This window comes from Bacillus sp. Brlt_9 (assembly GCF_051948935.1).
Classification (GTDB): Bacteria; Bacillota; Bacilli; order Bacillales; family Bacillaceae_G; genus Bacillus_A.
Window position 1 is genome coordinate 18431 of sequence record NZ_JAYJLO010000008.1, and the last position, 24999, is coordinate 43429.

The following is a 24999-nucleotide window of genomic DNA, read 5'->3' on the forward strand; positions in this document are numbered from 1 at the left end:
AAAGGAATGAGGATATGTCAAAAGAGATAGCAAAACAACGTATAGAAGAACTGCGTGATTTGTTAAATACATTTAACTATCAATATCACGTATTAGACAATCCTTCTGTTTCTGATGCGGAATATGACCGTAATATGCAGGAGCTTATAAAATTAGAAGCAGAGAATCCAGAGTTTATGAGTGAAGATTCTCCCTCCATTCGCGTTGGGGGAACTGTTCTTGATATATTTGAAAAAGTAACACATAAGTCACCGATGTTAAGTTTAGGAAACGCATTTAACGAAGGCGATTTACGTGATTTTGACCGACGAGTACGCCAAGGAATTGATGATGCGAATGTAAGATATATTTGCGAATTAAAAATTGACGGACTTGCTGTTTCACTTCATTATGAAAAAGGACGCTTCATTCAAGGGGCAACACGTGGTGATGGTGTAACAGGTGAAGATATTACTCAAAATTTAAAAACGATTAAAGCGATCCCGCTTCGCTTAAATGAAGAAGTAACGTTAGAAGCACGAGGCGAAGCTTATATGCCGAAGCGTTCATTCGTTAAGTTAAATGAAGAAAAAGAGCAAAACGGTGAAGATGTATTTGCGAATCCGCGTAATGCCGCAGCAGGTTCAATACGCCAACTGGATCCAAAAATTGCAGCGAAGCGTAACTTATCTATGTTTGTATACGGTCTTGCGAATGTAGAAGAAAAAACAATTCCATCACATAGTGAATCGCTTGATTTCTTAGGTGAACTTGGATTCAAAACAAATCCAAATCGTCGTACATGTGAAACAATTGAAGAAGTTATCGCTTATGTAGAAGAATGGCAAGAAAAACGTCCGCATCTTGATTATGAGATTGATGGAATCGTTATAAAAGTAGATGATGTTGCTCTTCAAGAAAGTTTAGGAACTACAGCAAAGAGTCCAAGGTGGGCAATTGCTTATAAATTCCCAGCTGAAGAAGTTGTAACAAGATTAACAGGCATTGAATTAAGTGTTGGTCGCACAGGGGTTGTGACACCGACTGCAGAGCTAGAGCCAGTGCGAGTGGCTGGTACTATCGTTCGTCGTGCTTCTTTACATAACGAAGATTTAATTCGTGAAAAAGATATTCGAATTGGTGACTACGTTGTTGTGAAGAAGGCCGGAGATATTATTCCTGAAGTTGTGAACGTTATTTTCGATAAGCGTACTGGTGAGGAAGAAGAATATCATATGCCAACGCATTGCCCAGCATGTGAGAGTGAACTAGTTCGTTTAGAAGAAGAGGTAGCACTTCGTTGTATAAATCCAACTTGTCCAGCTCAAATTCGAGAAGGGTTAATCCATTTCGTTTCAAGAAATGCAATGAATATTGATGGACTTGGAGAACGTGTCATTACACAACTCTTTGATGCTGATTATATTCGTACATTTGCTGATTTATATTCGTTGACGAAAGAGCAATTATTGCAGTTAGAACGATTCGGTGAAAAATCAGCAACGAATTTAGTACAAGCAATTGAGAATTCTAAAGAAAACTCATTAGAGCGATTATTGTTCGGTCTTGGTATTCGCCATGTCGGAGCGAAAGCAGCACGTACATTTGCAGAGCATTTTGAAACGATGGATGCGCTTGTGAAAGCAACAGAAGAAGAACTAAAAGCAATTAACGAGATTGGGGAAAAAATGGCTCAATCTGTCGTGACGTATTTTGATAATGAAGACGTATTAGAGTTGTTACAACAATTTAAAGAGTATGGCGTGAATATGGCATACAAAGGTATAAAAATTGCTGATTTACAAAATGTTGAGTCGTACTTCGCAGGAAAAACTGTCGTTTTAACAGGGAAATTAGAAGTGATGGGACGTAGTGAAGCGAAGAAGAAGATTGAGGCATTAGGTGGAAAAGTAACAGGCAGTGTTAGTAAAAGTACGGATTTAGTTGTTGCAGGTGAAGCGGCAGGTTCGAAATTAGCACAAGCGGAGAAGCATAATGTTGAGGTTTGGAATGAAGAGAGGTTCTTACAAGAGCTAAATAAGTAAGAGGTGCAAACTTACCATGAAAAAAATAGCATTAGCGGTATTAAGCCTTGGCCTACTCGTAAGTGGATGTAGTGCAGGTACCGATAAAGATGAAAAAGTGGTTGAGAAATCGGGGAAAGCAAAAGAACAAGCAATCGTTCCGAAGTACTCTATTTCGGATGAATATTATAAGGCGACTATTCCATTTGAAGCAGGAGCTGCACGTGGTTTAGTTGTACAAGGAGTAAGTAATCGCCTTGATATAGATGAATTTGAAACAGGATTAATGCGTATTGCAAAAGAATCCTTTAGCACGAAAGATCATTTCTTTAAAGGTGGAAGTGCTCTAGATACTCAAAATTTGCAGATGCTTGTTAAAAGAAAGCGTACAGATGCTGAACAAAAGGAACTAGAGGACAAATTAAAAAAAGATGCAGTTAAATTTCCAAACATTGGGTTAAACCCAGCGTTAGGTGGAGGAACTGAATCATTAGAGGCGAAAAATAAAAAAAATCCAATATATATTTCAAATATTTTAGAGCATGATTATTATGTGAAAAAAGGCGAAACAGATGAACTCCAAGGCATTGTAGTTGGTTTAGCAATGAATTCGGTTCATTATTACGAGGAAGAGCATGGTTATCCGCGTGAAGCTAAAATTGAGCAAGAAAAAATGTTAGCTGAAGGAAAAAAAATGGCGCAAGAAGTCTTGAAATTTATGCATGAAAAAAAAGCTGAAACAAAAAATGTTCCGATAACATTTGCAATTTATCGTCAGGCTCCAAAGGCTTCACTCGTGCCAGGTAACTTTGTTTCTTATGCAAATGTTGAAAAGGGCAGTGAAACGGTTGAGGATTGGAAACAAATTAATGAGAAATATTATTTGTTCCCATCTGAACAAGCGAAAACAGATAATAAACGTGAAGATCTGGCGAGAGTATCAAACTTTAAAGCAAAACTAAGCGATTATTTCCAAGGCGACTATACAGCTGTTATCGGTACTGGTATGTATAGAGACGATGAATTAAGAGAAGTGAAGCTTGATATTCCTGTCCAGTTTAATGGGAAAGCAGAAATAATTGGCTTTACACAATATGTAGCCGGACTTGTAATGGAATACTTCCCGAATTATATGAAAGTACAAGTAACGATTAAATCTGTAGAACGTCCAGAAGCGATTATTATACGTGAAGCGAAGCAAGATGAACCATTTGTGAAAATTTTAGATTAAATAGAAGGGCCGTTCCTTTATGGAACGGCTTTTTTTCTTAAAGAATTTTGTTATAATTTAAAATGTTATAAATAATGGGGGTAAGGGGTAAAGCACATGGACGAATTAAGTTTTCAAGTCATTATTTTATTAATTGCATTCGGCTTTTTAGCAGCTTTTATTGATTCAGTTGTTGGCGGTGGGGGATTAATTTCGCTACCGGCACTTATGTTTGTTGGTTTACCACCAGCTTCGGCAATTGCAACGAATAAATTAGCTGCAACGATGGGGACGTTTACGAGTGCAATTTATTTTATACGATCGGGAAAGGTCGATTTTAAAATTGTAGGAAAGTTAATCCCGTTAACTGTTATAGGAGCAGTCGCAGGTGCTTTAGTAGTAAAGTTTATTCCACCGGATATTTTACGTCCGTTAGTGCTTGTAATGTTGGTGTTTATTGCCATTTATATTATTGCGAAAAAGGATTGGGGCAGTGTATCTACCTATAAGAAGATGACGAAAAGAAAAACATTAATATTTTTCTTTGTTATTTTAATGATAGGGTTTTACGATGGATTTTTTGGTCCAGGGACAGGATCCTTTTTAATTTTTGCATTTTTATTAATTGGTTTGGATTTTATTCAAGCGGCAGCATCTGGAAAACTTTTGAACTTTGTTAGTAATATCGTATCGTTAATCACTTTTCTATTTTTAGACGTAATTCATTTTGAATACGGTATTATTATGGGATTATCAATGATTTTAGGCGCTTATTTTGGATCGAAGTTTGCAGTTCAAAAAGGTGTTGGATATGTAAGGACTTTATTTTTGTTAGTAACTATTTTATTGATTAGCAAAAACATTTTGGAATATACTCATATTTTGTAGAGTTATACATTTGTATAACTCTGTTTTTTTATTATATTTTAAAAATTAATTAATTTTTAAAATATAAGTCTAGGAATATTTGAATAAATCTAAATTATCGTGTAGAATAATGTTGTAAAATGTAAACGTTTTTCTAAGGGGAGGCTAAAAGGATGGTAGTAGCATACAAACATGAGCCATTTACAGATTTTTCAGTGGAGGCTAACAAATTAGCGTTTGAAGAAGGTTTAAAGAAAGTAGAATCTTATCTTGGACAAGACTATCCATTAATTATTGGGGGAGAAAAAATCACTACAGAAGACAAAATTGTTTCTGTAAACCCTGCAAATAAAGAGGAACTTGTTGGTCGCGTTTCAAAAGCAAGCCGTGAGTTAGCTGAAAAAGCAATGCAAGTAGCGGATGAAACATTCCAAACTTGGAGAAAATCAAAGCCAGAAATGCGTGCAGACATTTTATTCCGCGCTGCAGCAATCGTTCGTCGCAGAAAACATGAATTCTCTGCTATTCTTGTAAAAGAAGCAGGTAAACCATGGAATGAGGCAGATGCTGATACAGCAGAAGCAATCGACTTTATGGAATATTATGGTCGTCAAATGTTAAAATTAAAAGACGGAATTCCAGTAGAAAGCCGTCCAATTGAATATAATCGTTTCTCTTACATTCCATTAGGAGTAGGTGTTATCATTTCTCCTTGGAACTTCCCATTCGCGATTATGGCAGGTATGACAACAGCTGCTTTAGTTTCTGGTAACACAGTATTACTAAAACCAGCTAGTACAACTCCTGTAGTAGCAGCGAAATTCATGGAAGTATTAGAAGAAGCTGGCTTACCAGCTGGCGTAGTAAACTTTGTTCCAGGTAATGGTTCTGAAGTTGGTGACTACTTAGTAGATCACCCTCGTACACGTTTCGTGAGCTTCACTGGATCTCGTGATGTAGGTATCCGTATTTATGAGCGTGCAGCAAAAGTAAACCCAGGCCAAATTTGGTTAAAACGCGTTATCGCTGAAATGGGTGGTAAAGATACAATCGTTGTTGATAAAGAAGCAGATCTTGAATTAGCAGCTAAATCTATCGTTGCATCAGCATTCGGATTCTCAGGACAAAAATGTTCTGCATGTTCTCGTGCGGTAATCCATGAAGATGTATACGATCACGTATTAAATCGTGCTGTTGAATTAACGAAAGAATTAACAGTTGCTAACCCAGCTGTATTAGGTACAAATATGGGTCCTGTTAATGACCAAGCTGCATTCGATAAAGTAATGAGCTATGTTGCAATTGGTAAAGAAGAAGGTAGAATCTTAGCAGGTGGTGAAGGAGACGATTCTAAAGGCTGGTTCATCCAACCAACAATCGTTGCTGACGTTGCAGAAGATGCTCGCTTAATGAAAGAAGAAATCTTCGGACCAGTAGTAGCATTCTGTAAAGCAAAAGACTTTGATCATGCACTTGCAATTGCAAACAATACAGAATACGGTTTAACAGGTGCTGTTGTTACTAACAACCGTGACCATATTGAAAAAGCACGTGAAGACTTCCACGTAGGTAACTTATACTTCAACCGTGGATGTACTGGTGCAATCGTAGGTTACCAACCGTTCGGTGGCTTTAATATGTCTGGTACAGACTCTAAAGCTGGTGGCCCTGACTACTTAGCACTTCACATGCAAGCAAAAACTACTTCTGAAACTTTATAAGAAATAGTAGAAGAGATCTTCGCAGTCTGCGAAGATCTCTTTTTTTGAAAAATTTTTTATATGTGGATTAACATAGTAATCAGTAGAAAAACTAATAAAGTAATAAGGTTTACTTCAGCAAAATGAGGTATATTTATATTTGCTGAATAGATTCTCTTTAAAGACAAGAAAAGTAGGTGAACAAAGTGGGAAAATATCAATTGGATTACAAGAGTCAGGTAGCTGTGGCAAAGTTTCATGAAAAACAGACGCCTGCCAAATTTGATAAAAAGCAGCAAATTGAAAATTTGCGTGCGGAGTATTTGAAAAAGAAGCAAAAACAAACAGATAAATAATAGGAGAGACTAGTTAATTTGAATTTAAAGAACTTACCGAATATTACCATTTAGTAAGCGGAACTAGCTAAACCCTATTCATATCGGGATAAACATGTAAATAGAAACAAAGCAACGAGAAAAGTTGACGTATTAGTCGCATTTTTTAGTATTCATTTTAAGGATTTCCTGTATAATACAATTTGAAAGAAAATCTATGGTTTGACAAGAAACACTCCTTTCGGTTTTGCTCACTGAAGGGAGTGTTTTTTTGTAGCTACAAACTCCGCTGTACTCATTACATTTGCATATACGCCATTTAAACTAGCCAAAATTGTGTTATGAATATAAACGGCTGGTATAGTAGCATTCTTAAAAGAAAGATCTTTTGTAGCACAAGCATCATGTATAACGGTACATTGAAGGCCGAAATCAAAAGCAGCTCTTACGGTAGCATCGATACACATATGAGTCATCATCCCGCATACGACGACGTGCTCAATGTCTAAACGTTGTAGTTGTTCTAGAAGATCGGTGTCGCGAAAACTATTTGGATAATGTTTGAGTATAACGGTTTCTTCTCTAAGTGGGCGTACGCTTTCATGAATATGTACACCTTCTGTATTGGGTAGGAAAAAAGTAGCGTCATCTTTAATTGCTACATGTTGGATATGAAAAATAGGTTCGTTTTTCGTTCTAAAGAATTGTAGTAGCTGACTAGCATATTCGCTTGCTTCTACTGGATTACGCAATTCCATTTTTCCATGTGGAAAATAATCATTTTGAATATCAACGAGTAAAAGAGCTGTTTTCATATATTTATCTTCCTCCGATTTCATATTCAAATAATGGTATTCAATTTATCCGACATTAACGGGCAGTAAAACTCCCACCTCAAAATTCGGCTGGAGCAAAGAAGTTAGGTGGGAGATCAACTGTCCGTAAATGTCCGATTGGTGATGGCTAATAATCAGTGGGGGATGAACAAAACCCCCACTGATTAAAGTTTCACTTTATAGAGAGGATTCTCCTTTTAAAAAAATATGAAGGAGAAGAATTTTACATAACTTTAAAAACCAATATTATATTGTCATTTTTTATTTGAAAATTTTAATAGAGGAATAATTAATATTTTTCTAAAAAATGTATTGACTCTTATTATTCTGAGTTCTATAATGAGAATTAATTAAACGACAATTAAATCGATACATTCTTATCCAGAGAGGTGGAGGGACTGGCCCTACGATACCTCAGCAACGGGTTTTTAATACCGTGCTAACTCCAGCAAGCCTTATAAAAGGCTTGAAAGATGAGAAGATGTGACCGAGTACATATGAGTGCTCTCCTTCTTATCTTTATGTTTGATAAGAGGGAGAGCACTTTTTATTTTACCTCGAAAGCTCTACTTCAAGTTTTTACAGCATATAGGAGGGAAGAAAATGATTTCTTTTAACAACGTAAGTAAAGTATATGAATCAGGTGGGCAATCTGTTCATGCGGTGGAAGATGTAACATTATCAGTTGAGAAGGGCGAAATTTTTGGCATTATCGGTTTTAGTGGAGCTGGAAAGAGTACGTTGTTACGCCTAGTAAATATGTTAGAGAGACCGACGGCAGGGACGATTTCAATAGATGATAAAGATATTACATCACTATCGACGAAGGAATTACGGAAGCTAAGACAAAGAATCGGGATGATTTTTCAAAGTTTTAATTTATTTAATTCAAGAACAGTGTTTTGGAATATCGCGTACCCATTAAAGTTAGCGAAAGTACCAAAGAATGAGATCAAAGAAAGAGTAAATGAACTGCTGAAGTTTGTAGGATTAGAAGATAAAGCAGACTATTATCCAGAGCAACTATCAGGTGGCCAAAAACAACGTGTTGGCATTGCTAGAGCACTTGCAACATCACCGGATATCCTTATATGTGATGAGGCAACGTCAGCTCTAGATCCAGAAACAACGACAGAAATTTTGAACTTACTAAAGAAAGTAAATCGAGAATATAATGTAACAATTCTTCTTATTACACACGAAATGCATGTTGTGAAAGAAATATGTCATCGTGTAGCTGTAATGGAGAAGGGTAAAGTTATTGAAGAAGGAAAACTGTTTGACGTTTTCACACAACCGAAAACAAAGACGACTCAAAACTTTGTGCGTTCTATTATTAATGATCATTTGCCAGAAAGTGTTCTAGGGAAAATTCAAAATGGTGGACAGATTTATCGCTTAACATTTACTGGTGAAGAGACAGGGCAGCCAGTACTATCATATATCGCGAAAAATTATAACGTCGATGTAAACGTACTGTATGGAAATATTATTGAACTTCAAAATGTGCTATTTGGAAATCTACTTGTAGAACTGCAAGGTGAGCAGAAAGAAGTTCAAAAAGCATTACAACATCTAAGACTACAAGTGCAGCTGAAGGAGGTAGAAGCTCATGCGAGTTGATTGGAGTATATTTTGGCCCCGCATAGTAGATGCGACGGGGGATACCCTCTTAATGGTAATTGTAACCCTTATATTTGCTACAATTCTTGGTATACCTCTAGGTTTACTATTATATGTAACGAGGAAAGGAAACTTTTTAGAAAATAAATGGGTCTTTTCTATTCTTAATATCATTATTAATACAATTCGTCCGATTCCATTCATCATCTTCTTAGTAGCTTTAAGCCCACTAACAAGAAGTGTTATTGGAACGACGATTGGAACAGCAGCAGCAATTTTCCCAATGACGTTAGTCGCGTCGATTGGTATTGCGAGAATGGTTGAAACAAATCTTGTTTCTGTTCCGAAAGGGGTAATTGAAGCAGCACAAGCAATGGGTGCTTCACCAATTAGAATCGTATTTGAAATTCTTGTGCCAGAAGCGTTAGCACCATTGATTTTAGGAGTTACATTTATGACAGTTGGTTTAATTGAATTTTCTGCAGTTGCTGGGCTTGTCGGTGGTGGCGGTCTTGGTGACTTAGCAATGACATATGGTTATCAGCGCTTTGATACATCAGTTATGTTCGTAACGGTCGTTTTACTTATTATTCTCGTACAGGTAGCTCAAAATTTAGGAAACTACTTTGCGAAAGTCTTTTTACGCAGATCATAAAAAGGAAGAGGGGAAAAGAAAATGAAGAAAATTTTAGCATTTGCATTATCAGCAATTGTAGGGATTTCAGCGTTAAGCGGCTGCTCAAGTGGAGACACAGGGGCAGGAGCTAAAGAAAAAGTAGTTCGCGTTGGTGTAACTGGAACGGATGGAGACGCTTGGGAAATTTTGAAGAGGAAAGCTGAAAAAGAAGGAATTAAAATTAAACTGGTTGAGTTCTCTGATTACACAACGCCAAATAAAGCGTTAGCTGATGGAGATATTGAACTAAACTCATTCCAGCATATTGCTTTCTTAGAGCAATTTAAAAAAGAGCATAAGTTAGATATTACAGCTGTTGGTACAACGCAAATTGCACCAATGGGCTTATACTCTGAAAAATATAAGAAGGCAAATGAAATTCCAGATGGTTCAGAAATTGCGATTCCAAATGATCCAACGAACCAAGCGCGTGCATTAAAACTTCTTGATGCAGCTGGATTATTAAAGCTTAAGAAAGACTTTGGCTTATTCGGAGATCCAAGCGGCATTGCTGAAAATCCGAAGAAGTTAAAAGTTACACCGGTTATCGCACAGCAAACACCTCGTGTATTAAAAGATGTAGCAGCTTCAGTTATTAATAACGGTGTTGCTGGTCAAGCTGGATTAGATCCAGCGAAGGATCCAATTTTCTTAGAAGATCCGAAGAATGAAAATGCGAAGCCATATATTAATATTTTCGCAGCTCGTACAAAAGATAAAGATGATCCAACGCTGAAAAAAGTAATTGAACTATATCATTCAAAAGAAGTAACAGATGCAATTAAGAAAGAAACAAATGATGGTTCCATTTCAGTAGATCTTTCACTTGAGGAGCTTGAAAAAATCGTAAAATAATTATCGGGTTTAACGACTAATAGTAGGAACCCCTCCGCTGTTAGTTCGTTCAACATATAAGCTACTTAACAAACAAACCCTAATTCTGTACCTTCCAATTCTGTATAACGTAGAATCCAATGTTTGTTAAGTAGAGTAATGGACCAGGAGTTTTCCTGGTCTTTTTTTATGAATGAAAGTAGCTAGCGAATAGTAAGGTAATCCAAATTATAATAGGATAAGAAAATAAGCTGAAAATGAGTGTAATTACGAATTTCTTTTGATCAATTAAGTGTTTTTGGGATGAAAAAAAGAAAATTGAAAAGATGAAAATGAAAGCTGCCGATATTACGCCAGGGTTATAGGAACGGTAAATGAAAAACAAAATAATATGTTGAACGGAGTTGAAGAATATAGCCCCTTGTATAAAGATAACCCAGTATATAGAAGACAAGAAGTTTAGTTGATATAGAAAGACGATAAGTAAGACAAAGATTGTTAATGCGGAAATGGCAATGAAAAATTGTTGGCTTGTTATAAAATGAATTGAAAATTGATTAGCAAGATATTGTGGCATTTGGAAAGATTCTTCAAGGTTATGAATGAAAAATAACAAGGGAATAATCCAAAGCATAATAGTGGAATGTTTTTTCATCAACTTACATCACTCCAATATGGAGATAGAAAGCCTACAAAGGCCCTCTATCCAAAGATGTTCATTCAATTATGATACTTTTTAAATTATCTTCATGATGCTCTCGTTTTTTCGGATAAACAGCTAGCTCCTCTTGTAAAATATTTAGCATTTGCTTAGCTGATTGCTGGATTGGTGCAGGTAACTCTTCTAATATATGCATACCGAATTTTATTTTTGTACGAATTACCTTCCTTAGCAGTTCCTCATGCATGCACTACACCTCCAAATCGAATGTTAAGTACATCATCTTCAAACTTTGCTCCTTGAATAGAAAGGTGTGTTAACGTTTTGGGTAATGTGATGTTCCGCTTAACAGAACCAGCACGAATGATTAGCTCATCACCTTTTTGATTTAATGCAAGTTCACTTTTGTTTGAGAAGGGAATGGACAGAACGAAAATATATTCATCACCATCTTTTTTTACATATTGAGTACGACCGTTAAATTTCACTTCCGTAGGAGAAGAGTCGGATTTAAATAAAGTATCTCCTATACGCTCTAACATAGACAAACCAACAACTTCTTGTTCAAACATAGGAGCTTCGTAAATAGGAAGTGGCTCAAAACTATTTTGAATTAATGTTTTATATTTCTTTTGCGTATCTTTCCATGCTTGAAAATAAGGATCGGTGACAGTGTTAGGAATGACGCGGTTAATCATAATCGCATCTACGTTATAATCGTATAAATTTAAATACGTAAAGCTACGCTGAGCCTCTTTAATGACCATTTTTTCGGGATTTACAACGATGCGGATACTTGTTACGTCTCGGTTTGATAAAATATCTCTCATTTCTCCAAGCTGTTCAAGTGTATTTGTTAATTCGTCCATAATATCATCGGTTGGAAGGGGGACACCAAGAAGTGGTTGAGCTACAGGGCGAACGACTTTTAAAACTTTTCTTTTAATAGGAAAGAGTTTTTCCATCCACCAGCCAAGCATGTCTGGAAAGCTGAGCATTGCTAATGTTTCTCCTGTTGGAGCACAATCAATGATAATCACATCATATTTGTTTTGTTTATAATAATCGAGTACGCGGAGTAAGCTAATTAAGTCTTCCATACCAGGAAACATTGTTAATTCTTCTGTTGTAATATCATCAGCTGCTTTGGAAGTGAAGAGAAGTGTAATATATTTCTGTAATTTCCCCCATCCTTTTTCCATTTCATAAATTGTATTAATTTCTTGTGCCCATAAGTTTTTGCGGATTTCTAATGGCTCAGAAGATAGTTTTATACCAAATGAATCTCCTAAACTATGGGCAGGATCTGTACTCATTACTAAAGTTTTTAATCCTTGTTTTGCGCTTTGAAGTGCTGTTGCTGCTGAAATGCTAGTTTTTCCTACGCCGCCTTTACCTGTATACAAAATAATTCTCATCATTCTATCCCCTTTATTTCGAGTGTCGGATATTACGAGTTGCGAAATATTTTTTTTGAATAAAAACCCTAGTAGGGTTTTTATTCAATCGGAATGTTTTTCATTTTAGGTGTAGAAACCTTTTCTTCTGTTTTTTGCTGTGACGTAGCAATGTGGTTCATAATCTTTTGGAAGATTTGTAGTAAGAATGCTTTTTCTTCTTCTGATAATGCTTCTGTCACTAGGCTAAAGTAATGGGCTGCATTTTGTTTTACTTCTTGAACGAGCATTAAGCCGTTTTCTGTTAAACGAATTAATACAATGCGTCGGTCGTTTTCATCACGGTACCTTTCAATATATCCCTTTTTTACAAGGCGATTTACAACACCTGTCGTTGTACTCATTGGTATATCAAGAAGGTCAGCAATTTTTGTCATTGTAATATCTGTATTTCGCTCCATCCAAAGTAAACAAAATACTTCAGTTTTAGAAAGTGTTAAATCTAGGCTTACCCATTCCTCAGGATAGAAAAGTTTCTTGGCGTTATCTAGCAGTAAGTCTAAAAAATGTTCGTATTGCAACAATTAATTCCACTCCCGTATATTTCGAGGTTCGTAATATTTGTTTTTATTTTATGATTAATTGAAATAAATGTCAATAATTTTAACTGTTTTTTCAGATTAGACAGAAAACTAACTTTAAAATAGTATTCTTTTATGGTAGATTTATAAATATAAAACTAGAATTTACATAAAAATCCATTGTGGTAAATATACTTATTAATAATGGATGTACAGCTAACGAGGGGGAGAACGATGAGAAGACGGAATACGCAAGCGTTCACATTTTTAGCATGGACTTCATTTGTTTGCGCGCTTTCAGGTATGCTAATTGGAATTTATACGTTAGATGAAACGCTTAGTGTAAAAGGATATTATTTAATTGGAACATTATTTTTAACGATGTCTTGTTTTGTATTACAAAAAACAATTCGTGATAATGAAGAAGATAACGAGAGATTTCCGAAAAATAAACCGTTAGATAAAGAGTAAATCGTAAAGAAAGGCATTCGCCTTTCTTTTTTTATGTAAAAATGCAGTAAGTGCCGTGTGTTGACTTGCTTGAAGTACTGAAAATTTGGTATCATCAATAGTATTGTAGATTGAACGATATATTATGGAGGTGGCCTAGCCGTGTCAAGAATTTCCGTTGAGAATGTAAAGCACGTAGCACATTTAGCACGTCTTGCAATTACTGATCAAGAAGCAGAAAAATTTCAAAAACAACTAGATGCAATTGTTACATTTGCAGAACAGTTAAATGAATTAGATACAACTGATGTAAAACCAACAACTCATGTATTAACTATGAAAAATGTTATGCGTGAAGATGTACCAGAAAAAGGTTTACCAGTCGAAGAAGTATTAAAAAATGCACCGGATCACAAAGATAATCAAATCCGTGTTCCAGCAGTATTAGAATAGAGGAGGGGAATTTCGATGTCATTATTTGATCATTCAGTATCAGAGTTACATAAGAAATTAAACAACAAAGAAATTTCCGTTACGGATTTAGTAGAAGAATCTTACAAACGTATTGCGGATGTTGAAGATAACGTAAAAGCTTTTCTTACATTAGATGAAGAAAACGCACGCGCGAAAGCGAAAGAATTAGACGCGAAAATTGGTGCTGAAGATAATGGTTTATTATTCGGTATGCCAATTGGTGTAAAAGATAACATTGTAACTAACGGTCTTCGTACTACTTGTGCGAGCAAAATGTTAGCAAACTTTGATCCAATTTATGATGCGACAGTTGTGCAAAAGCTAAAAGCTGCTGACACAGTTACAATCGGTAAATTAAATATGGACGAGTTCGCAATGGGTTCTTCAAATGAAAACTCAGGTTTCTACGCTACGAAAAATCCATGGAACTTAGATTATGTTCCAGGCGGATCTAGTGGTGGTTCTGCGGCAGCTGTAGCAGCAGGAGAAGTATTATTCTCTCTAGGTTCTGATACGGGTGGTTCTATCCGTCAGCCAGCTGCATATTGCGGCGTTGTAGGTTTAAAACCAACTTACGGACGCGTATCTCGTTACGGATTAGTAGCATTCGCATCTTCACTTGACCAAATCGGACCGATTACGCGTACAGTAGAAGACAATGCATACTTATTACAAGCTATTTCAGGCATTGACCGTATGGATGCAACTTCTGCTAACGTTGAAGTAGGAAACTACTTAGCTGGTTTAACAGGCGACGTTAAAGGTTTACGCATTGCTGTACCAAAAGAATACTTAGGAGAAGGTGTTGGCGAAGAAGCTCGTGAGTCAGTACTAGCTGCTTTAAAAGTATTAGAAGGTATGGGCGCAACTTGGGAGGAAGTATCTCTTCCGCACTCTAAATACGCTCTAGCAACGTATTACTTATTATCTTCTTCTGAAGCATCTGCTAACCTTTCACGCTTTGATGGCGTACGTTACGGTGTTCGTTCTGATAATGTAAATAATTTATTAGACCTATACAAAAACACACGTAGCGAAGGTTTCGGTGATGAAGTAAAACGTCGTATTATGCTTGGTACATTTGCACTTAGCTCTGGTTACTATGATGCATATTACAAAAAGGCACAACAAGTACGTACATTAATTAAAAACGACTTTGAAAATGTATTTGCTAACTACGATGTTATTATTGGACCAACAACGCCAACTCCGGCATTTAAAGTGGGCGAAAAAGTTGATGATCCAATGACAATGTATGCAAATGATATTTTAACAATCCCAGTAAACTTAGCTGGTGTTCCAGCGATTTCTGTTCCATGTGGATTCGGTGCTAACAACATGCCACTTGGTCTACAAATCATTGGTAAACACTTCGATGAAGCGACAATTTACCGCGTTGCACATGCGTTTGAGCAAGCAACAGACTATCATACAAAAAAAGCAAGTCTGTAAGGAGGCGAGCATAGATGAATTTAGAAACAATTATTGGTTTAGAGGTTCACGTTGAGTTAAAAACAAATTCGAAAATTTTCTCTGCGAGTCCAACAGAATTCGGAGCGGAGCCAAATACACAAACAAGTGTAATTGACCTAGGATACCCAGGGGTACTTCCTACTTTAAATAAAGAAGCAGTTAACTTTGCAATGAAAGCTGCAATGGCATTAAACTGTGAAATCGCAACGGAAACGAAGTTCGACCGTAAAAACTATTTCTACCCAGATAATCCGAAAGCTTACCAAATTTCTCAATTTGATAAGCCAATTGGTGAAAATGGCTGGATTGAAATCGAAGTAGACGGTAAAAAGAAACGTATCGGTATTACACGTCTTCACTTAGAAGAAGATGCTGGTAAATCAACGCATACAGCTGATGGTTCATTAGTAGATTACAACCGTCAAGGTATGCCTTTAATCGAAATCGTATCTGAGCCAGATATGCGTACGCCAGAAGAAGCATATGCGTACTTAGAGAAGTTAAAATCAATCATTCAATACACTGGCGTATCTGATTGTAAGATGGAAGAGGGTTCCTTGCGTTGTGATGCGAACATTTCCCTTCGTCCAGTTGGACAAGAGAAGTTCGGTACAAAAGCGGAACTGAAAAACTTAAACTCATTCACTTACGTACAAAAAGGCCTTGAGCATGAGCAAGTGCGCCAAGAAAAAGAATTGTTATCTGGTGGTATCATCCAACAAGAAACACGTCGTTATGATGAAGCAACGAAGAAAACAATCTTAATGCGTGTGAAAGAAGGATCTGACGATTACCGTTACTTCCCAGAGCCAGACTTAGTTGAACTTTACATCGACGATGAGTGGAAAGAAGCAGTTCGAGCTTCTATTCCAGAACTTCCAGATGCGCGTAAAGCTCGTTACGTTTCAGAAATTGGCTTACCAGCTTACGATGCACACGTATTAACATTAACGAAAGAAATGTCTGATTTCTTCGAAGCAACTGTTGCAGACGGTGCTGATGCGAAATTAACATCAAACTGGTTAATGGGTGAAGTACTTGCATACTTAAACAAACAACAAAAAGAATTAAAAGACGTTGCATTAACGCCTGCTGGTTTATCTAAAATGGTTCAATTAATTGAAAAAGGTACTATTTCTTCTAAAATCGCGAAGAAAGTATTTAACGAATTAATTGAAAAAGGTGGAGACCCAGAAGAAATCGTTAAAGCAAAAGGTCTTGTTCAAATTTCTGACGAGGGTACACTTCGTAAAGTTGTAACAGAAATTCTTGATAATAATGAGCAATCTATCGAAGACTTTAAAAACGGTAAAGACCGTGCAATTGGCTTCTTAGTTGGTCAAATTATGAAAGCTACAAAAGGACAAGCAAATCCGCCACTTGTTAACAAAATCTTACTTGAAGAGATTAATAAGCGATAATAATAGTAACTTGTAAAGATTAAGCAGAAAAACACCCGTACATGGGTGTTTTTCTAGGTTAATCAAACGTTTGTTTAAATGAGAGAAAATCGTTTAAACAAACGTTTGATTAACTGTCAAAAGTGGAAAAATGTTTGTATAGCAACTATGGTATGATAGTTGCAAAAAGGTGGGAATAATGATAAATCTAGACATAGAGGTTTTTTTCATCTCATGAAATAATAGATACTTATTATTCTTTATATGTAAATTGCTGTGAGGAAATAGATGGACATACATTTTTTGTAAAATAAAACAAAACCATCGAAATGAATATTTGTTTTTGATGGGCTACACGAATCGGGTTCTTACTGCCTGTTTGAGCGAGATAAAAAAGGATAGGAAGATGAGAGGAGGTAGGCATGGGAATACTGAATAAAATTTCGGTATGTTCTTTTTCAATACATAAAGAAATTTCCTGTGCTAATAAATGATGAAGCGAGCAAGAATTATTTATAATCCTACTTCTGGGCGCGAGCTATTTAAGAAGAGCTTACCAGAAGTATTACAAAAATTAGAACAAGCTGGATATGAAGCGTCTTGTCATGCGACAACTGGCCCTGGAGATGCGACTGTGGCAGCGAGGCAAGCTGCGGATCGTAAGTTTGATGTTGTTATCGCAGCTGGCGGTGATGGTACATTAAATGAAGTGGTGAATGGTTTAGTAGGGCATGAACATCGTCCGAAATTTGGAATTATTCCAGTAGGAACGACAAATGATTTTGCGCGTGCGATCGGTGTACCTCGCGCTATTGAAGAGGCTGCGGATATTATTTGTGAAGGAAAAACAGTTCCGTTAGATCTTGGTAGAGCGAATGATACATATTTTATTAATATCGCTGGTGGCGGTCGTATTACAGAATTAACATATGAAGTACCGAGTAAGCTAAAGACAGTATTAGGACAACTTGCTTATTATTTAAAAGGTATTGAAATGTTACCATCATTACATCCAACATATGTTGAAATTGAGTATGATGGAAAGTTGCTACAAGAAGAAATTACGATGTTTTTAATTACGAATACTCGTTCAGTGGGCGGCTTTGAAAAGGTAGCACCATATGCATCAATTAACGATGGCTTATTTGATTTATTAGTGCTGAAAAAAGGTTCTATCGCTGACTTAATTAAAGCAGCAACACAAGCGCAGCGCGGTGAACATATTAATAATCCAAAAGTACTATACACACAAGCAAATCGAATTAAAGTACATTCACCAGATAAACTAATGATTAATTTAGATGGTGAATACGGTGGAGATGCACCGATGGAATTCGAAAATATATATCATTGTCTTGAATTATTTGTTCCTGAACACCAAGAGGATGCCCTGTAAAGGCATCCTTTTTATTATATAGAGGAATTGTAAATTGGAAGTTAGTTTGATTTTTATGGTATTTTTACAATTCGTTTATTTTATATCCATACTTTATTGATACACTGGAGGAGATAAGAAACGAGAGGTAGGGTGCTATGGAGAAGGTAAAAGCAATACTATTTGATAAAGACGGGACGTTAATGGATTTTCATTCAATTTGGATAAAGGTAGCTGAAGAACTTGTGGCGGAATGTATCAATTTATATGAACTGCCAAAGTCAATGCAGCCTACTTTACTAAAAGAAATCGGCGTGGATGGGGTGTTTGTGAATCCTCGTAGCGCAATAGCGGCAGGAACAAGCCTTGATGTTGCAAAGGGGCTTTGTAAGTATATTACGTCATCTAAGGAAGAGGAAATGCATGAGTGGGTAAGTGAAAAGTTATTTTCTCTTATGTATGAGCATCGTTCCTATATGAAAATGACGGCGGATTTACCGAGAATTTTACAAGGTTTAAAGGATAGAGGATTTATTTTAGGTGTTGTTACAGCCGATGATTTTGCACCGACAGAATTATTTTTAAAACAGTATCAATTAGAGTCTTTTTTTGATTATGTTGTAGCTTCAGATACGTTTCCTGCACAAAAACCAGACAAAAGGATTGTAGAATCTTTTTGTGAGAAGTTTCATTTAGAAGCATGTGAAGTAGCCGTCGTTGGAGATACACCAACTGATTTATATTTAGCGAGAAATGGCGGTGATTGCTATGCAATTGGAGTACTATCTGGTACAGGAGATCGTCAAACGTTAGAACCACTTGCTGATCTAGTAGTACAATCTGTTGGGGAGTTTATTTCTCATTCGGGTGAGTTTATTTGGGAACGAGGAAAGTCTAATGTGTAAGAAAAATAAGTCTATAAGGACTCTTGATGAGTCTTTATAGACTTATTTTTTTATGTCGACATAGAAGGTATGTAGGATGAATACTGGAAAAGAATGTTGGCATACATTTTGCAATGAAAAGAGAAAACAATGTAAAGAAAAGGATGGGGTACGTAATGAACACAAAAAAATTTGCTAAAGTAAATGAACAAATTCCTGGACCGAAAGCAGCGTCTTTATTAGAACGCCGCCAAAATATAGTACCAAAAGGAGTAAGTAACGGCATCCCAACGTTTGTACAATCTGCAAATGGTGCTCTTGTAACAGATGTTGATGATAATCAGTACATTGATTTCGCGGGAGCAATTGGAACAATTAACGTAGGACATTGTCATCCAGCTGTGAAAGAAGCGCTTCATAAACAAGTAGATCAATACATTCATACTGGATTTAATGTCATGATGTATGAGCCATATATTGAATTAGCAGAAAAACTTGCGGCATTAGCGCCAGGAAGTTTTGATAAGCAAGTACTATTTTTAAATAGTGGTGCAGAAGCGGTTGAGAATGCAGTGAAAATCGCTCGTAAATATACAAAAAGACCTGGTATCATTGCATTTTCTAAAGGATTCCACGGTCGTACATTAATGACAATGACGATGACAAGTAAAGTAAAACCATATAAATTTGGATTTGGTCCATTTGCTCCTGAAGTATATAAAGCACCATTCCCGTACGAATATCGTCGCCCAGAAGGACTAACGGAAGAGCAGTACGATGACTTTATGATTGAAGAGTTTAAGAACTTCTTCATATCAGAAGTAGCACCAGAAACAATTGCAGCTGTTGTAATGGAACCTGTTCAAGGGGAAGGTGGATTTATCGTTCCAAGTAAGAAGTTTGTTCAAGCAGTACGCAATATTTGTTCAGAACACGGCATCTTATTTGTAGCGGATGAAATTCAAACAGGGTTTAGCCGTACAGGAAAATACTTTGCCATTGATCATTATGATGTCGTTCCAGATTTAATTACGGTATCTAAATCATTAGGCGCTGGTGTACCGATTAGTGGTGTGATTGGGCGAAAGGAAATTATGAATGAGTCTGCGCCGGGAGAGCTTGGTGGAACGTATGCAGGAAGCCCACTAGGATGTGCGGCAGCGTTAGCAGTACTTGATGTAATAGAAAAAGAGAATTTAAATGATAGAGCGATAGAATTAGGAAAAGTCGTAATGAATCGGTTTGAAGAGATGAAAAATAAATATAATTGCATCGGTGATGTGCGCGGTTTAGGGGCAATGTGTGCATTCGAGCTCGTTCAAGACCGTAAGACGAAAGCACCAGATAAAACGTTAACGGCTAACTTGTGCGCAGAAGCAAACAAATGCGGCTTACTTCTACTATCAGCAGGGACATACGGTAATGTTATTCGTGTGTTAATGCCATTAGTGATTACAGATGAGCAACTCGAAGAAGGATTAGCAATCATTGAAGAATCATTGCAAGTCTGTTATGAGAAAGCAAATACTGCTCGTGTTTAAAAGCTAAATAATAAATCGCAAACATTCTAGCTGACTCTATATAAAATGCAGAAAATTCACTTTATAATAAAGGTAGTGAAGTGAATCGATGGATTTTGGAAGTTAGGGGTGGCTAGGATGGTTGCAGAAAAGGAACGAGTGTTAATGGATTTACAAGATGTATTTGAATATGCGTTTGACGAAATTTTTGTGACTGATGAAAAGGGAATCGTTGTGCGTGTAAATAGTACATGTGAAAGGCACTATCAATTAGCTGCTAAAGAGTTAGTAGGTAAGCATGTAAAAGAGTTGCAGAAGGATGGTATCTTTTATCCATCGGCTACGTTAGAAGTAATTGAAAAAAAGAGGCCGATTGAACTCGTCCAAACGACAAAATCAGGAGAGTATTTACACGTTCGTACAAGGCCTGTTTTTGATGATGAAGGAAATTTAAGAAGAGTAATTAGTTACTCCCGTGATCTTACAGAGCTCTACCAATTACGTCAAAAGGTAGAGGAAATGGATAATCAGTTAAAAACATATAAAAAAGAATTAAGAGAAACATATGAACATGAAGGGCTTATTTTTAAAAGTATCGCTATGCAAAAAATAGTCGAGACAATTAAAAAAGTATCTGTAGTAGATAGTACTGTTCTAGTTTTAGGTGAGACAGGAGTAGGGAAGAGTCGATTAGTACGTCATTTACATGAAGTGAGTAACCGGAAGAATGAAAGTTTCTATGAAATTAACTGTGCGGCATTGCCAACAAATTTAATTGAATCAGAGCTTTTTGGATACTCAGGTGGATCTTTTACAGGTGCGAATCGTGAAGGAAAAAAGGGACTATTAGAATCCGCGCATAAAGGAACTCTTTTCTTAGATGAAATTGGCGAAATGCCGCTTGAAATTCAAGCGAAGCTTTTGCAAGTGTTGCAAGAAAAAACGTTTCGACCTATAGGCGGAAGAGAATTAAAAAAGGTGGACGTTAGAATTGTAGCGGCAACAAATCGAGATTTAAGTATGATGGTGAAACAAGGAACATTCAGGAAAGATTTATATTATCGTCTGAATGTCATTCCAATTGTAATTCCACCACTCAGGGAAAGAACGGAAGACATTTTACCGCTCATTTATCATTATTTACAGCACTTTAACGAGAAATATGGCCGGAATGTAAAATTAGCGCCTAGCACATTGCAAATGTTTGTTGGTTACCCGTGGGAAGGAAATAATCGAGAAATTGAAAATGTGATTGAGCGAATAGTTATAACTGCTGATGATATCGTGACGATAGAAGATTTGCCAATAGCGATGCAAGAATCAACGGTTGAACAGTCCGGTCAAAGTCTCTATAAAATGTTAGAAGAAGTGGAACGGAATATTATTTTGAAAGCATATAAAACATATGGATCGAGTTATAAAGTAGCGGAGTTTTTAAAAATAAGTCAATCTGCTGCCACGAGGAAAATAAAGAAACTTATAGAGGAGGAAGAAAACATTGGATAAAAAAGCGACGTTTGTAAATGTAGAGAAAAAGGCGATGTATATAAATGGTGAGTGGATTACATTGCAAGAACAAATCGAAGTAAACAATCCAGCAACGAAGGAAATATTTGCGACGGTACCAAAGGGTGGGGTAACAGAGGCAAAGCAAGCTGTTGATGCTGCCCATGAAGCTTTTAAATCATGGTCTAAGTTAACAGCAGCAGATCGTGCAGTGAAGTTAAAGAAATGGTTCACGCTTATTGATGAAAATAAAGAAGAGATTGCAGCGATTATGACGAGAGAACAAGGAAAGCCATTTGCAGAAGCACTTGGTGAAGTGAATTATGCAAATAGCTTTGTTGAATGGTATGCAGAAGAAGGAAAACGCGTATACGGTGAAATGATTCCTGCTTCTCATCCGAATAAACGTATTTTAGTTATGAAGCAACCAGTTGGAGTTATGGCAGCTATTACACCTTGGAACTTCCCAGCTGCTATGATTACGAGAAAGGTAGCGCCGGCGCTTGCAGCAGGATGTACGGCAGTTGTAAAACCTGCAAGTCAAACGCCGTTAACTGCGCTGAAATTAGCTGAATTAGCTCATGAAGCGGACATTCCAAAAGGTGTAATAAATATTGTAACAGGTAGTGCGAAAGCAATTGCGGATACGTGGATGGAAGATGGACGTGTTCGAAAGGTTTCCTTCACAGGATCAACGGAAATTGGGAAGGAATTAATGGCCAGTGCTGCACAAACGATGAAAAAGGTTTCACTTGAGTTAGGTGGTCACGCGCCGTTTATTGTTATGAACGATGCGGACTTAGATAAAGCGGTAGAGGCGGTAATCGGTTCGAAATTCCGTAACGCAGGACAAACGTGTATATGTACAAACCGAGTATTCGTTCAAGAAGAAGTATACGAAGTATTTGCAGAGAAGTTCCAAAAGGCAGTAGGGCAGTTGAAAGTAGGAGACGGTTTCGGTGACGGAACGACTGTAGGACCACTTATCGACGAGAATGCAGTTTCGAAAGTACAGGAACATATTGAAGATGCTATTAAACAAGGTGGAACAGTTTTATATGGTGGCCAAAAGGTTGCAGAGCTAGATGGACACTTTATGCAACCAACTGTAATTGGATTGGCGAACGATACAATGCTTTGTATGAATGAAGAAACATTCGGACCAGTTGCACCAGTTGCGAAATTCAAAACAGTGGAAGAAGTAATTGAACGTGCAAATCATACACCATATGGATTGGCTGCTTATATTTTCACAAAAGATATTAGTCAAGCATTCCAAATTAGCGAAGCGCTAGAGTACGGAATTATCGGTTTAAATGATGGACTTCCATCGGTTGCACAAGCGCCGTTCGGTGGCTTTAAAGAGAGTGGTATTGGCCGTGAAGGAGGCCATTTCGGTATCGAGGAGTATTTAGAAATTAAATATATTTCATTAGGACTATAAGTAGTATACTAGAATCTCTATAAGGTAACAGAGAAGGAGATTCTAGTATGGTATATTGGCTATTATTACTCGTAACAATTATTTTTGAAGTAGCTGGAACAATTGCAATGAAATTATCGAATGGTTTAACAAAGCTCGTTCCAAGTGTACTTATTTTCGTATTTTATGGGATTTGTTTCAGCGTATTTGCTATCGTTGTCAAAAAAATTCATTTAAGTATCGCTTATGCTATTTGGTCTGGGGTAGGAACATTACTTATTACAATCATTAGCGTATATTTCTTTAAAGAGCACATTAGCTTATTCCAAGCATTTTGTATTCTCTTTATCGTTTTAGGTGTAATTGGGCTTAAGGTTTCATCGGCATCATAAAAGGCTATCTTCCGATGTGGAAGATAGCCTTTTATTTGTATTAAAATGCCCAGTTACCTTTACGGAAGATTGGTTCATGTCTTCCGTCATCTGTAATACCATCGATATCAAGCTCGGCTGATCCGATCATGAAGTCGTTATGTGTAATACTAGTGTTTGCTCCGTTTTCAGCAAGTTCTTCTTTAGACATTGTTTTTCCGCCAACTAAGTTGAAAGCATAAGCACTTCCGATTGCAAGGTGGCAAGATGCGTTTTCATCAAATAGTGTATTGTAGAATAAAATATTTGTGTTTGAAATTGGTGAGTCATGAGGTACTAAAGCCACTTCTCCTAAGTAGTGAGAACCTTCATCTGTTTCTACTAAATGTTTTAAAGCCTCTTCGCCAGTTTCAGCTTTATAGTCTACGATACGTCCGTTTTCAAATGTTAACGTGAAGTTATCGATAATGTTACCTGCAAATGCTAACGGTTTTGTACTAGATACTTGACCGTTTACACCTGTTTTAAGCGGCATTGTAAATACTTCTTCAGTTGGAATGTTCGCCATAAATGGTACGTTCTTTTCATTTAAGCTACCAGCACCAGCCCATACATGCTTTTCTGGAAGTTCGATCGTTAAATCTGTTCCAGGACCTGTATAGTGAAGGGCTTTATAATGTTTTTCGTTTAAGTAATCAACCTTTGTATGTAACGTTTTATCGTGTTCTTTCCATGCTTCCACAGGATTTTCTAAATCAGCACGAGTAGCTTTGAAAATAGCATCCCATAGTTTTGCTTCTCGTTCTTCTGGTGCAACGTCAGGGAATACTTTCGCAGCCCATTCTTTTGTAGGGACAGAAATGACACACCAGCTTACTTTATCAGCTTGTACGTAATCACGGTATACTTTCATTGCTTCACCAGCTACTTTATGAGCTGTTGCGATACGCGTTGCTTCTACACCTTTTAATAAATCCGGGTTTTCTGCATAAATAGACATAAATGCAGCGCCTTCTTTTGCTAATTCTTCACGAGCGTGTGCTTTCCAAGATGGGAACTCAGCGAATGCTTCTTCAGGAGCTAGATCGAACTTTAAGCGTGTTAACGTCTCATCATTCCAATCCACATATACGTGTTTTGCACCAGATTTATATGCTTTTTCTGTAACGAGGCGTACAAATTGTACAGCTTCAAGAGGTGCACTAATTGATAAAGTTTGTCCTGGTTGAATATTAACACCAACATTGACTGCAAGGGCAGCATATTTCTCTAACGTTTGTTCAAATGACATATGTATAATCTCCTTTAATTTGAAAGATTTCTTACTATATATAATACAAGAAAATTCAAAAAATATATATAAATATAGCGTAAAAAGAGAGCTCAAAATATATTGAGCT

General features: G+C 36.8%; 24 protein-coding genes and 1 riboswitch. Of the genes, 18 read left to right on the forward strand and 6 right to left on the reverse strand.

The features are described from left to right. Positions 1 to 14 precede the first annotated feature (14 nt). From ligA to VF726_RS24515, 5 genes are all read left to right on the forward strand, one after another. On the forward strand, positions 15 to 2024 hold the full coding sequence (gene ligA / locus VF726_RS24495; RefSeq protein WP_000031462.1) for an NAD-dependent DNA ligase LigA: 2010 nt from the start codon (positions 15 to 17) through the stop codon (positions 2022 to 2024). A 16-nt stretch (positions 2025 to 2040) separates the two neighbouring features. Beyond that, on the forward strand, positions 2041 to 3234 hold the full coding sequence (locus tag VF726_RS24500; RefSeq protein ID WP_440172804.1) for a CamS family sex pheromone protein: 1194 nt from the start codon (positions 2041 to 2043) through the stop codon (positions 3232 to 3234). A gap of 96 nt (positions 3235 to 3330) precedes the next feature. Then, a complete protein-coding gene (locus VF726_RS24505) occupies positions 3331 to 4101 on the forward strand; it encodes a TSUP family transporter (RefSeq protein WP_440172805.1) in 771 nt (256 codons plus the stop codon). 152 nt (positions 4102 to 4253) lie between these two features. Continuing rightward, a complete protein-coding gene (pruA, locus tag VF726_RS24510) occupies positions 4254 to 5801 on the forward strand; it encodes an L-glutamate gamma-semialdehyde dehydrogenase (protein WP_060629323.1) in 1548 nt (515 codons plus the stop codon). Positions 5802 to 5986: 185 nt separating this feature from the next. Further along, positions 5987 to 6136 (forward strand): hypothetical protein, encoded by a 150-nt coding sequence (locus tag VF726_RS24515; RefSeq protein WP_000521652.1) that lies wholly within the window; start codon positions 5987 to 5989, stop codon positions 6134 to 6136. A 230-nt stretch (positions 6137 to 6366) separates the two neighbouring features. Here VF726_RS24515 and VF726_RS24520 read toward each other — a convergent pair whose 3' ends face one another. Then, entirely contained in the window at positions 6367 to 6930 is a 564-nt protein-coding gene (locus VF726_RS24520; RefSeq protein WP_440172806.1) for a cysteine hydrolase family protein, read from the reverse strand. A gap of 395 nt (positions 6931 to 7325) precedes the next feature. Beyond that, positions 7326 to 7431, forward strand: a riboswitch (SAM riboswitch). A 123-nt stretch (positions 7432 to 7554) separates the two neighbouring features. On the opposite strand from VF726_RS24520, the gene VF726_RS24525 reads away from it, so the two are divergent. Genes VF726_RS24525 through VF726_RS24535 form a run of 3 tightly spaced genes read left to right on the forward strand, consistent with a single transcriptional unit; the run spans position 7555 to position 10105 of the window. Beyond that, the gene (locus VF726_RS24525) at positions 7555 to 8574 is read left to right on the forward strand and encodes a methionine ABC transporter ATP-binding protein (RefSeq protein WP_440172807.1); all 1020 of its coding nucleotides are present in this window, start codon (positions 7555 to 7557) and stop codon (positions 8572 to 8574) included. Further along, positions 8564 to 9229, forward strand: a complete 666-nt coding sequence (locus VF726_RS24530; protein ID WP_212957399.1) for a methionine ABC transporter permease — start codon at positions 8564 to 8566, stop codon at positions 9227 to 9229. Before VF726_RS24525 ends, VF726_RS24530 begins: the two co-directional genes overlap by 11 nt. 21 nt (positions 9230 to 9250) lie before the next feature. Then, positions 9251 to 10105: a MetQ/NlpA family ABC transporter substrate-binding protein gene (locus VF726_RS24535; protein ID WP_440172808.1), complete on the forward strand. Its 855-nt coding sequence runs from the start codon at positions 9251 to 9253 to the stop codon at positions 10103 to 10105. A 166-nt stretch (positions 10106 to 10271) separates the two neighbouring features. Here VF726_RS24535 and VF726_RS24540 read toward each other — a convergent pair whose 3' ends face one another. From VF726_RS24540 to VF726_RS24555, 4 genes are all read right to left on the reverse strand, one after another. Then, on the reverse strand, positions 10272 to 10739 hold the full coding sequence (locus VF726_RS24540) for an HXXEE domain-containing protein (RefSeq protein ID WP_440172920.1): 468 nt from the start codon (positions 10737 to 10739) through the stop codon (positions 10272 to 10274). Between the two features lie 61 nt (positions 10740 to 10800). Continuing rightward, positions 10801 to 10992 (reverse strand): DUF3926 domain-containing protein, encoded by a 192-nt coding sequence (locus tag VF726_RS24545; RefSeq protein ID WP_440172809.1) that lies wholly within the window; start codon positions 10990 to 10992, stop codon positions 10801 to 10803. Continuing rightward, positions 10985 to 12166 carry an ArsA family ATPase gene (locus VF726_RS24550; RefSeq protein WP_440172810.1) on the reverse strand — a complete coding sequence of 394 codons (1182 nt, stop codon included), beginning with the start codon at positions 12164 to 12166 and terminating at the stop codon, positions 10985 to 10987. Before VF726_RS24550 ends, VF726_RS24545 begins: the two co-directional genes overlap by 8 nt. Positions 12167 to 12243: 77 nt before the next feature. After that, the gene (locus VF726_RS24555; RefSeq protein WP_440172811.1) at positions 12244 to 12726 is read right to left on the reverse strand and encodes a MarR family winged helix-turn-helix transcriptional regulator; all 483 of its coding nucleotides are present in this window, start codon (positions 12724 to 12726) and stop codon (positions 12244 to 12246) included. 231 nt (positions 12727 to 12957) lie between these two features. On the opposite strand from VF726_RS24555, the gene VF726_RS24560 reads away from it, so the two are divergent. The 10 genes from VF726_RS24560 to VF726_RS24605 all read left to right on the forward strand — a co-directional run bounded on the left by VF726_RS24560 (position 12958) and on the right by VF726_RS24605 (position 23620). Then, the gene (locus VF726_RS24560) at positions 12958 to 13194 is read left to right on the forward strand and encodes a YiaA/YiaB family inner membrane protein (RefSeq protein ID WP_001254393.1); all 237 of its coding nucleotides are present in this window, start codon (positions 12958 to 12960) and stop codon (positions 13192 to 13194) included. Between the two features lie 141 nt (positions 13195 to 13335). Further along, entirely contained in the window at positions 13336 to 13626 is a 291-nt protein-coding gene (gene gatC / locus VF726_RS24565) for an Asp-tRNA(Asn)/Glu-tRNA(Gln) amidotransferase subunit GatC (protein ID WP_000086999.1), read from the forward strand. Positions 13627 to 13641: 15 nt separating this feature from the next. After that, positions 13642 to 15099, forward strand: a complete 1458-nt coding sequence (gene gatA / locus VF726_RS24570; protein WP_000051449.1) for an Asp-tRNA(Asn)/Glu-tRNA(Gln) amidotransferase subunit GatA — start codon at positions 13642 to 13644, stop codon at positions 15097 to 15099. 14 nt (positions 15100 to 15113) lie between these two features. Continuing rightward, positions 15114 to 16541 carry an Asp-tRNA(Asn)/Glu-tRNA(Gln) amidotransferase subunit GatB gene (gene gatB, locus VF726_RS24575; RefSeq protein WP_060629333.1) on the forward strand — a complete coding sequence of 476 codons (1428 nt, stop codon included), beginning with the start codon at positions 15114 to 15116 and terminating at the stop codon, positions 16539 to 16541. Positions 16542 to 17010: 469 nt separating this feature from the next. Continuing rightward, positions 17011 to 17916, forward strand: a complete 906-nt coding sequence (locus VF726_RS24580; RefSeq protein ID WP_000977668.1) for a diacylglycerol kinase — start codon at positions 17011 to 17013, stop codon at positions 17914 to 17916. Between the two features lie 137 nt (positions 17917 to 18053). Then, entirely contained in the window at positions 18054 to 18800 is a 747-nt protein-coding gene (locus tag VF726_RS24585) for an HAD family hydrolase (RefSeq protein ID WP_440172812.1), read from the forward strand. 155 nt (positions 18801 to 18955) lie between these two features. Next, positions 18956 to 20320 (forward strand): 4-aminobutyrate--2-oxoglutarate transaminase, encoded by a 1365-nt coding sequence (gabT, locus tag VF726_RS24590; RefSeq protein ID WP_440172813.1) that lies wholly within the window; start codon positions 18956 to 18958, stop codon positions 20318 to 20320. A gap of 117 nt (positions 20321 to 20437) precedes the next feature. After that, a complete protein-coding gene (locus VF726_RS24595) occupies positions 20438 to 21805 on the forward strand; it encodes a sigma-54 interaction domain-containing protein (protein ID WP_061655290.1) in 1368 nt (455 codons plus the stop codon). Beyond that, positions 21798 to 23249, forward strand: a complete 1452-nt coding sequence (gene gabD / locus VF726_RS24600) for an NAD-dependent succinate-semialdehyde dehydrogenase (RefSeq protein WP_212955688.1) — start codon at positions 21798 to 21800, stop codon at positions 23247 to 23249. The genes VF726_RS24595 and gabD overlap by 8 nt, the downstream gene beginning before the upstream one ends. Positions 23250 to 23296: 47 nt before the next feature. Then, on the forward strand, positions 23297 to 23620 hold the full coding sequence (locus tag VF726_RS24605) for a DMT family transporter (protein ID WP_000263262.1): 324 nt from the start codon (positions 23297 to 23299) through the stop codon (positions 23618 to 23620). A 40-nt stretch (positions 23621 to 23660) separates the two neighbouring features. Here the strand turns inward: VF726_RS24605 and VF726_RS24610 are convergent, their stop codons facing one another. Then, positions 23661 to 24890 (reverse strand): aminopeptidase, encoded by a 1230-nt coding sequence (locus VF726_RS24610; protein WP_440172814.1) that lies wholly within the window; start codon positions 24888 to 24890, stop codon positions 23661 to 23663. Positions 24891 to 24999 lie beyond the last annotated feature (109 nt).

Coding starts and splice junctions, on each gene's coding strand:
- ligA (WP_000031462.1), top strand. CDS start 15: ATGTCAAAAGAGATAGCAAAACAACGTATAGAAGAACTGCGTGATTTG.
- VF726_RS24500 (WP_440172804.1), top strand. CDS start 2,041: ATGAAAAAAATAGCATTAGCGGTATTAAGCCTTGGCCTACTCGTAAGT.
- VF726_RS24505 (WP_440172805.1), top strand. CDS start 3,331: ATGGACGAATTAAGTTTTCAAGTCATTATTTTATTAATTGCATTCGGC.
- pruA (WP_060629323.1), top strand. CDS start 4,254: ATGGTAGTAGCATACAAACATGAGCCATTTACAGATTTTTCAGTGGAG.
- VF726_RS24520 (WP_440172806.1), bottom strand. CDS start 6,930: ATGAAAACAGCTCTTTTACTCGTTGATATTCAAAATGATTATTTTCCA.
- VF726_RS24525 (WP_440172807.1), top strand. CDS start 7,555: ATGATTTCTTTTAACAACGTAAGTAAAGTATATGAATCAGGTGGGCAA.
- VF726_RS24530 (WP_212957399.1), top strand. CDS start 8,564: ATGCGAGTTGATTGGAGTATATTTTGGCCCCGCATAGTAGATGCGACG.
- VF726_RS24535 (WP_440172808.1), top strand. CDS start 9,251: ATGAAGAAAATTTTAGCATTTGCATTATCAGCAATTGTAGGGATTTCA.
- VF726_RS24540 (WP_440172920.1), bottom strand. CDS start 10,739: ATGAAAAAACATTCCACTATTATGCTTTGGATTATTCCCTTGTTATTT.
- VF726_RS24545 (WP_440172809.1), bottom strand. CDS start 10,992: ATGCATGAGGAACTGCTAAGGAAGGTAATTCGTACAAAAATAAAATTC.
- VF726_RS24550 (WP_440172810.1), bottom strand. CDS start 12,166: ATGATGAGAATTATTTTGTATACAGGTAAAGGCGGCGTAGGAAAAACT.
- VF726_RS24560 (WP_001254393.1), top strand. CDS start 12,958: ATGAGAAGACGGAATACGCAAGCGTTCACATTTTTAGCATGGACTTCA.
- gatA (WP_000051449.1), top strand. CDS start 13,642: ATGTCATTATTTGATCATTCAGTATCAGAGTTACATAAGAAATTAAAC.
- gatB (WP_060629333.1), top strand. CDS start 15,114: ATGAATTTAGAAACAATTATTGGTTTAGAGGTTCACGTTGAGTTAAAA.
- VF726_RS24580 (WP_000977668.1), top strand. CDS start 17,011: ATGATGAAGCGAGCAAGAATTATTTATAATCCTACTTCTGGGCGCGAG.
- VF726_RS24585 (WP_440172812.1), top strand. CDS start 18,054: ATGGAGAAGGTAAAAGCAATACTATTTGATAAAGACGGGACGTTAATG.
- gabT (WP_440172813.1), top strand. CDS start 18,956: ATGAACACAAAAAAATTTGCTAAAGTAAATGAACAAATTCCTGGACCG.
- VF726_RS24595 (WP_061655290.1), top strand. CDS start 20,438: ATGGTTGCAGAAAAGGAACGAGTGTTAATGGATTTACAAGATGTATTT.
- VF726_RS24605 (WP_000263262.1), top strand. CDS start 23,297: ATGGTATATTGGCTATTATTACTCGTAACAATTATTTTTGAAGTAGCT.
- VF726_RS24610 (WP_440172814.1), bottom strand. CDS start 24,890: ATGTCATTTGAACAAACGTTAGAGAAATATGCTGCCCTTGCAGTCAAT.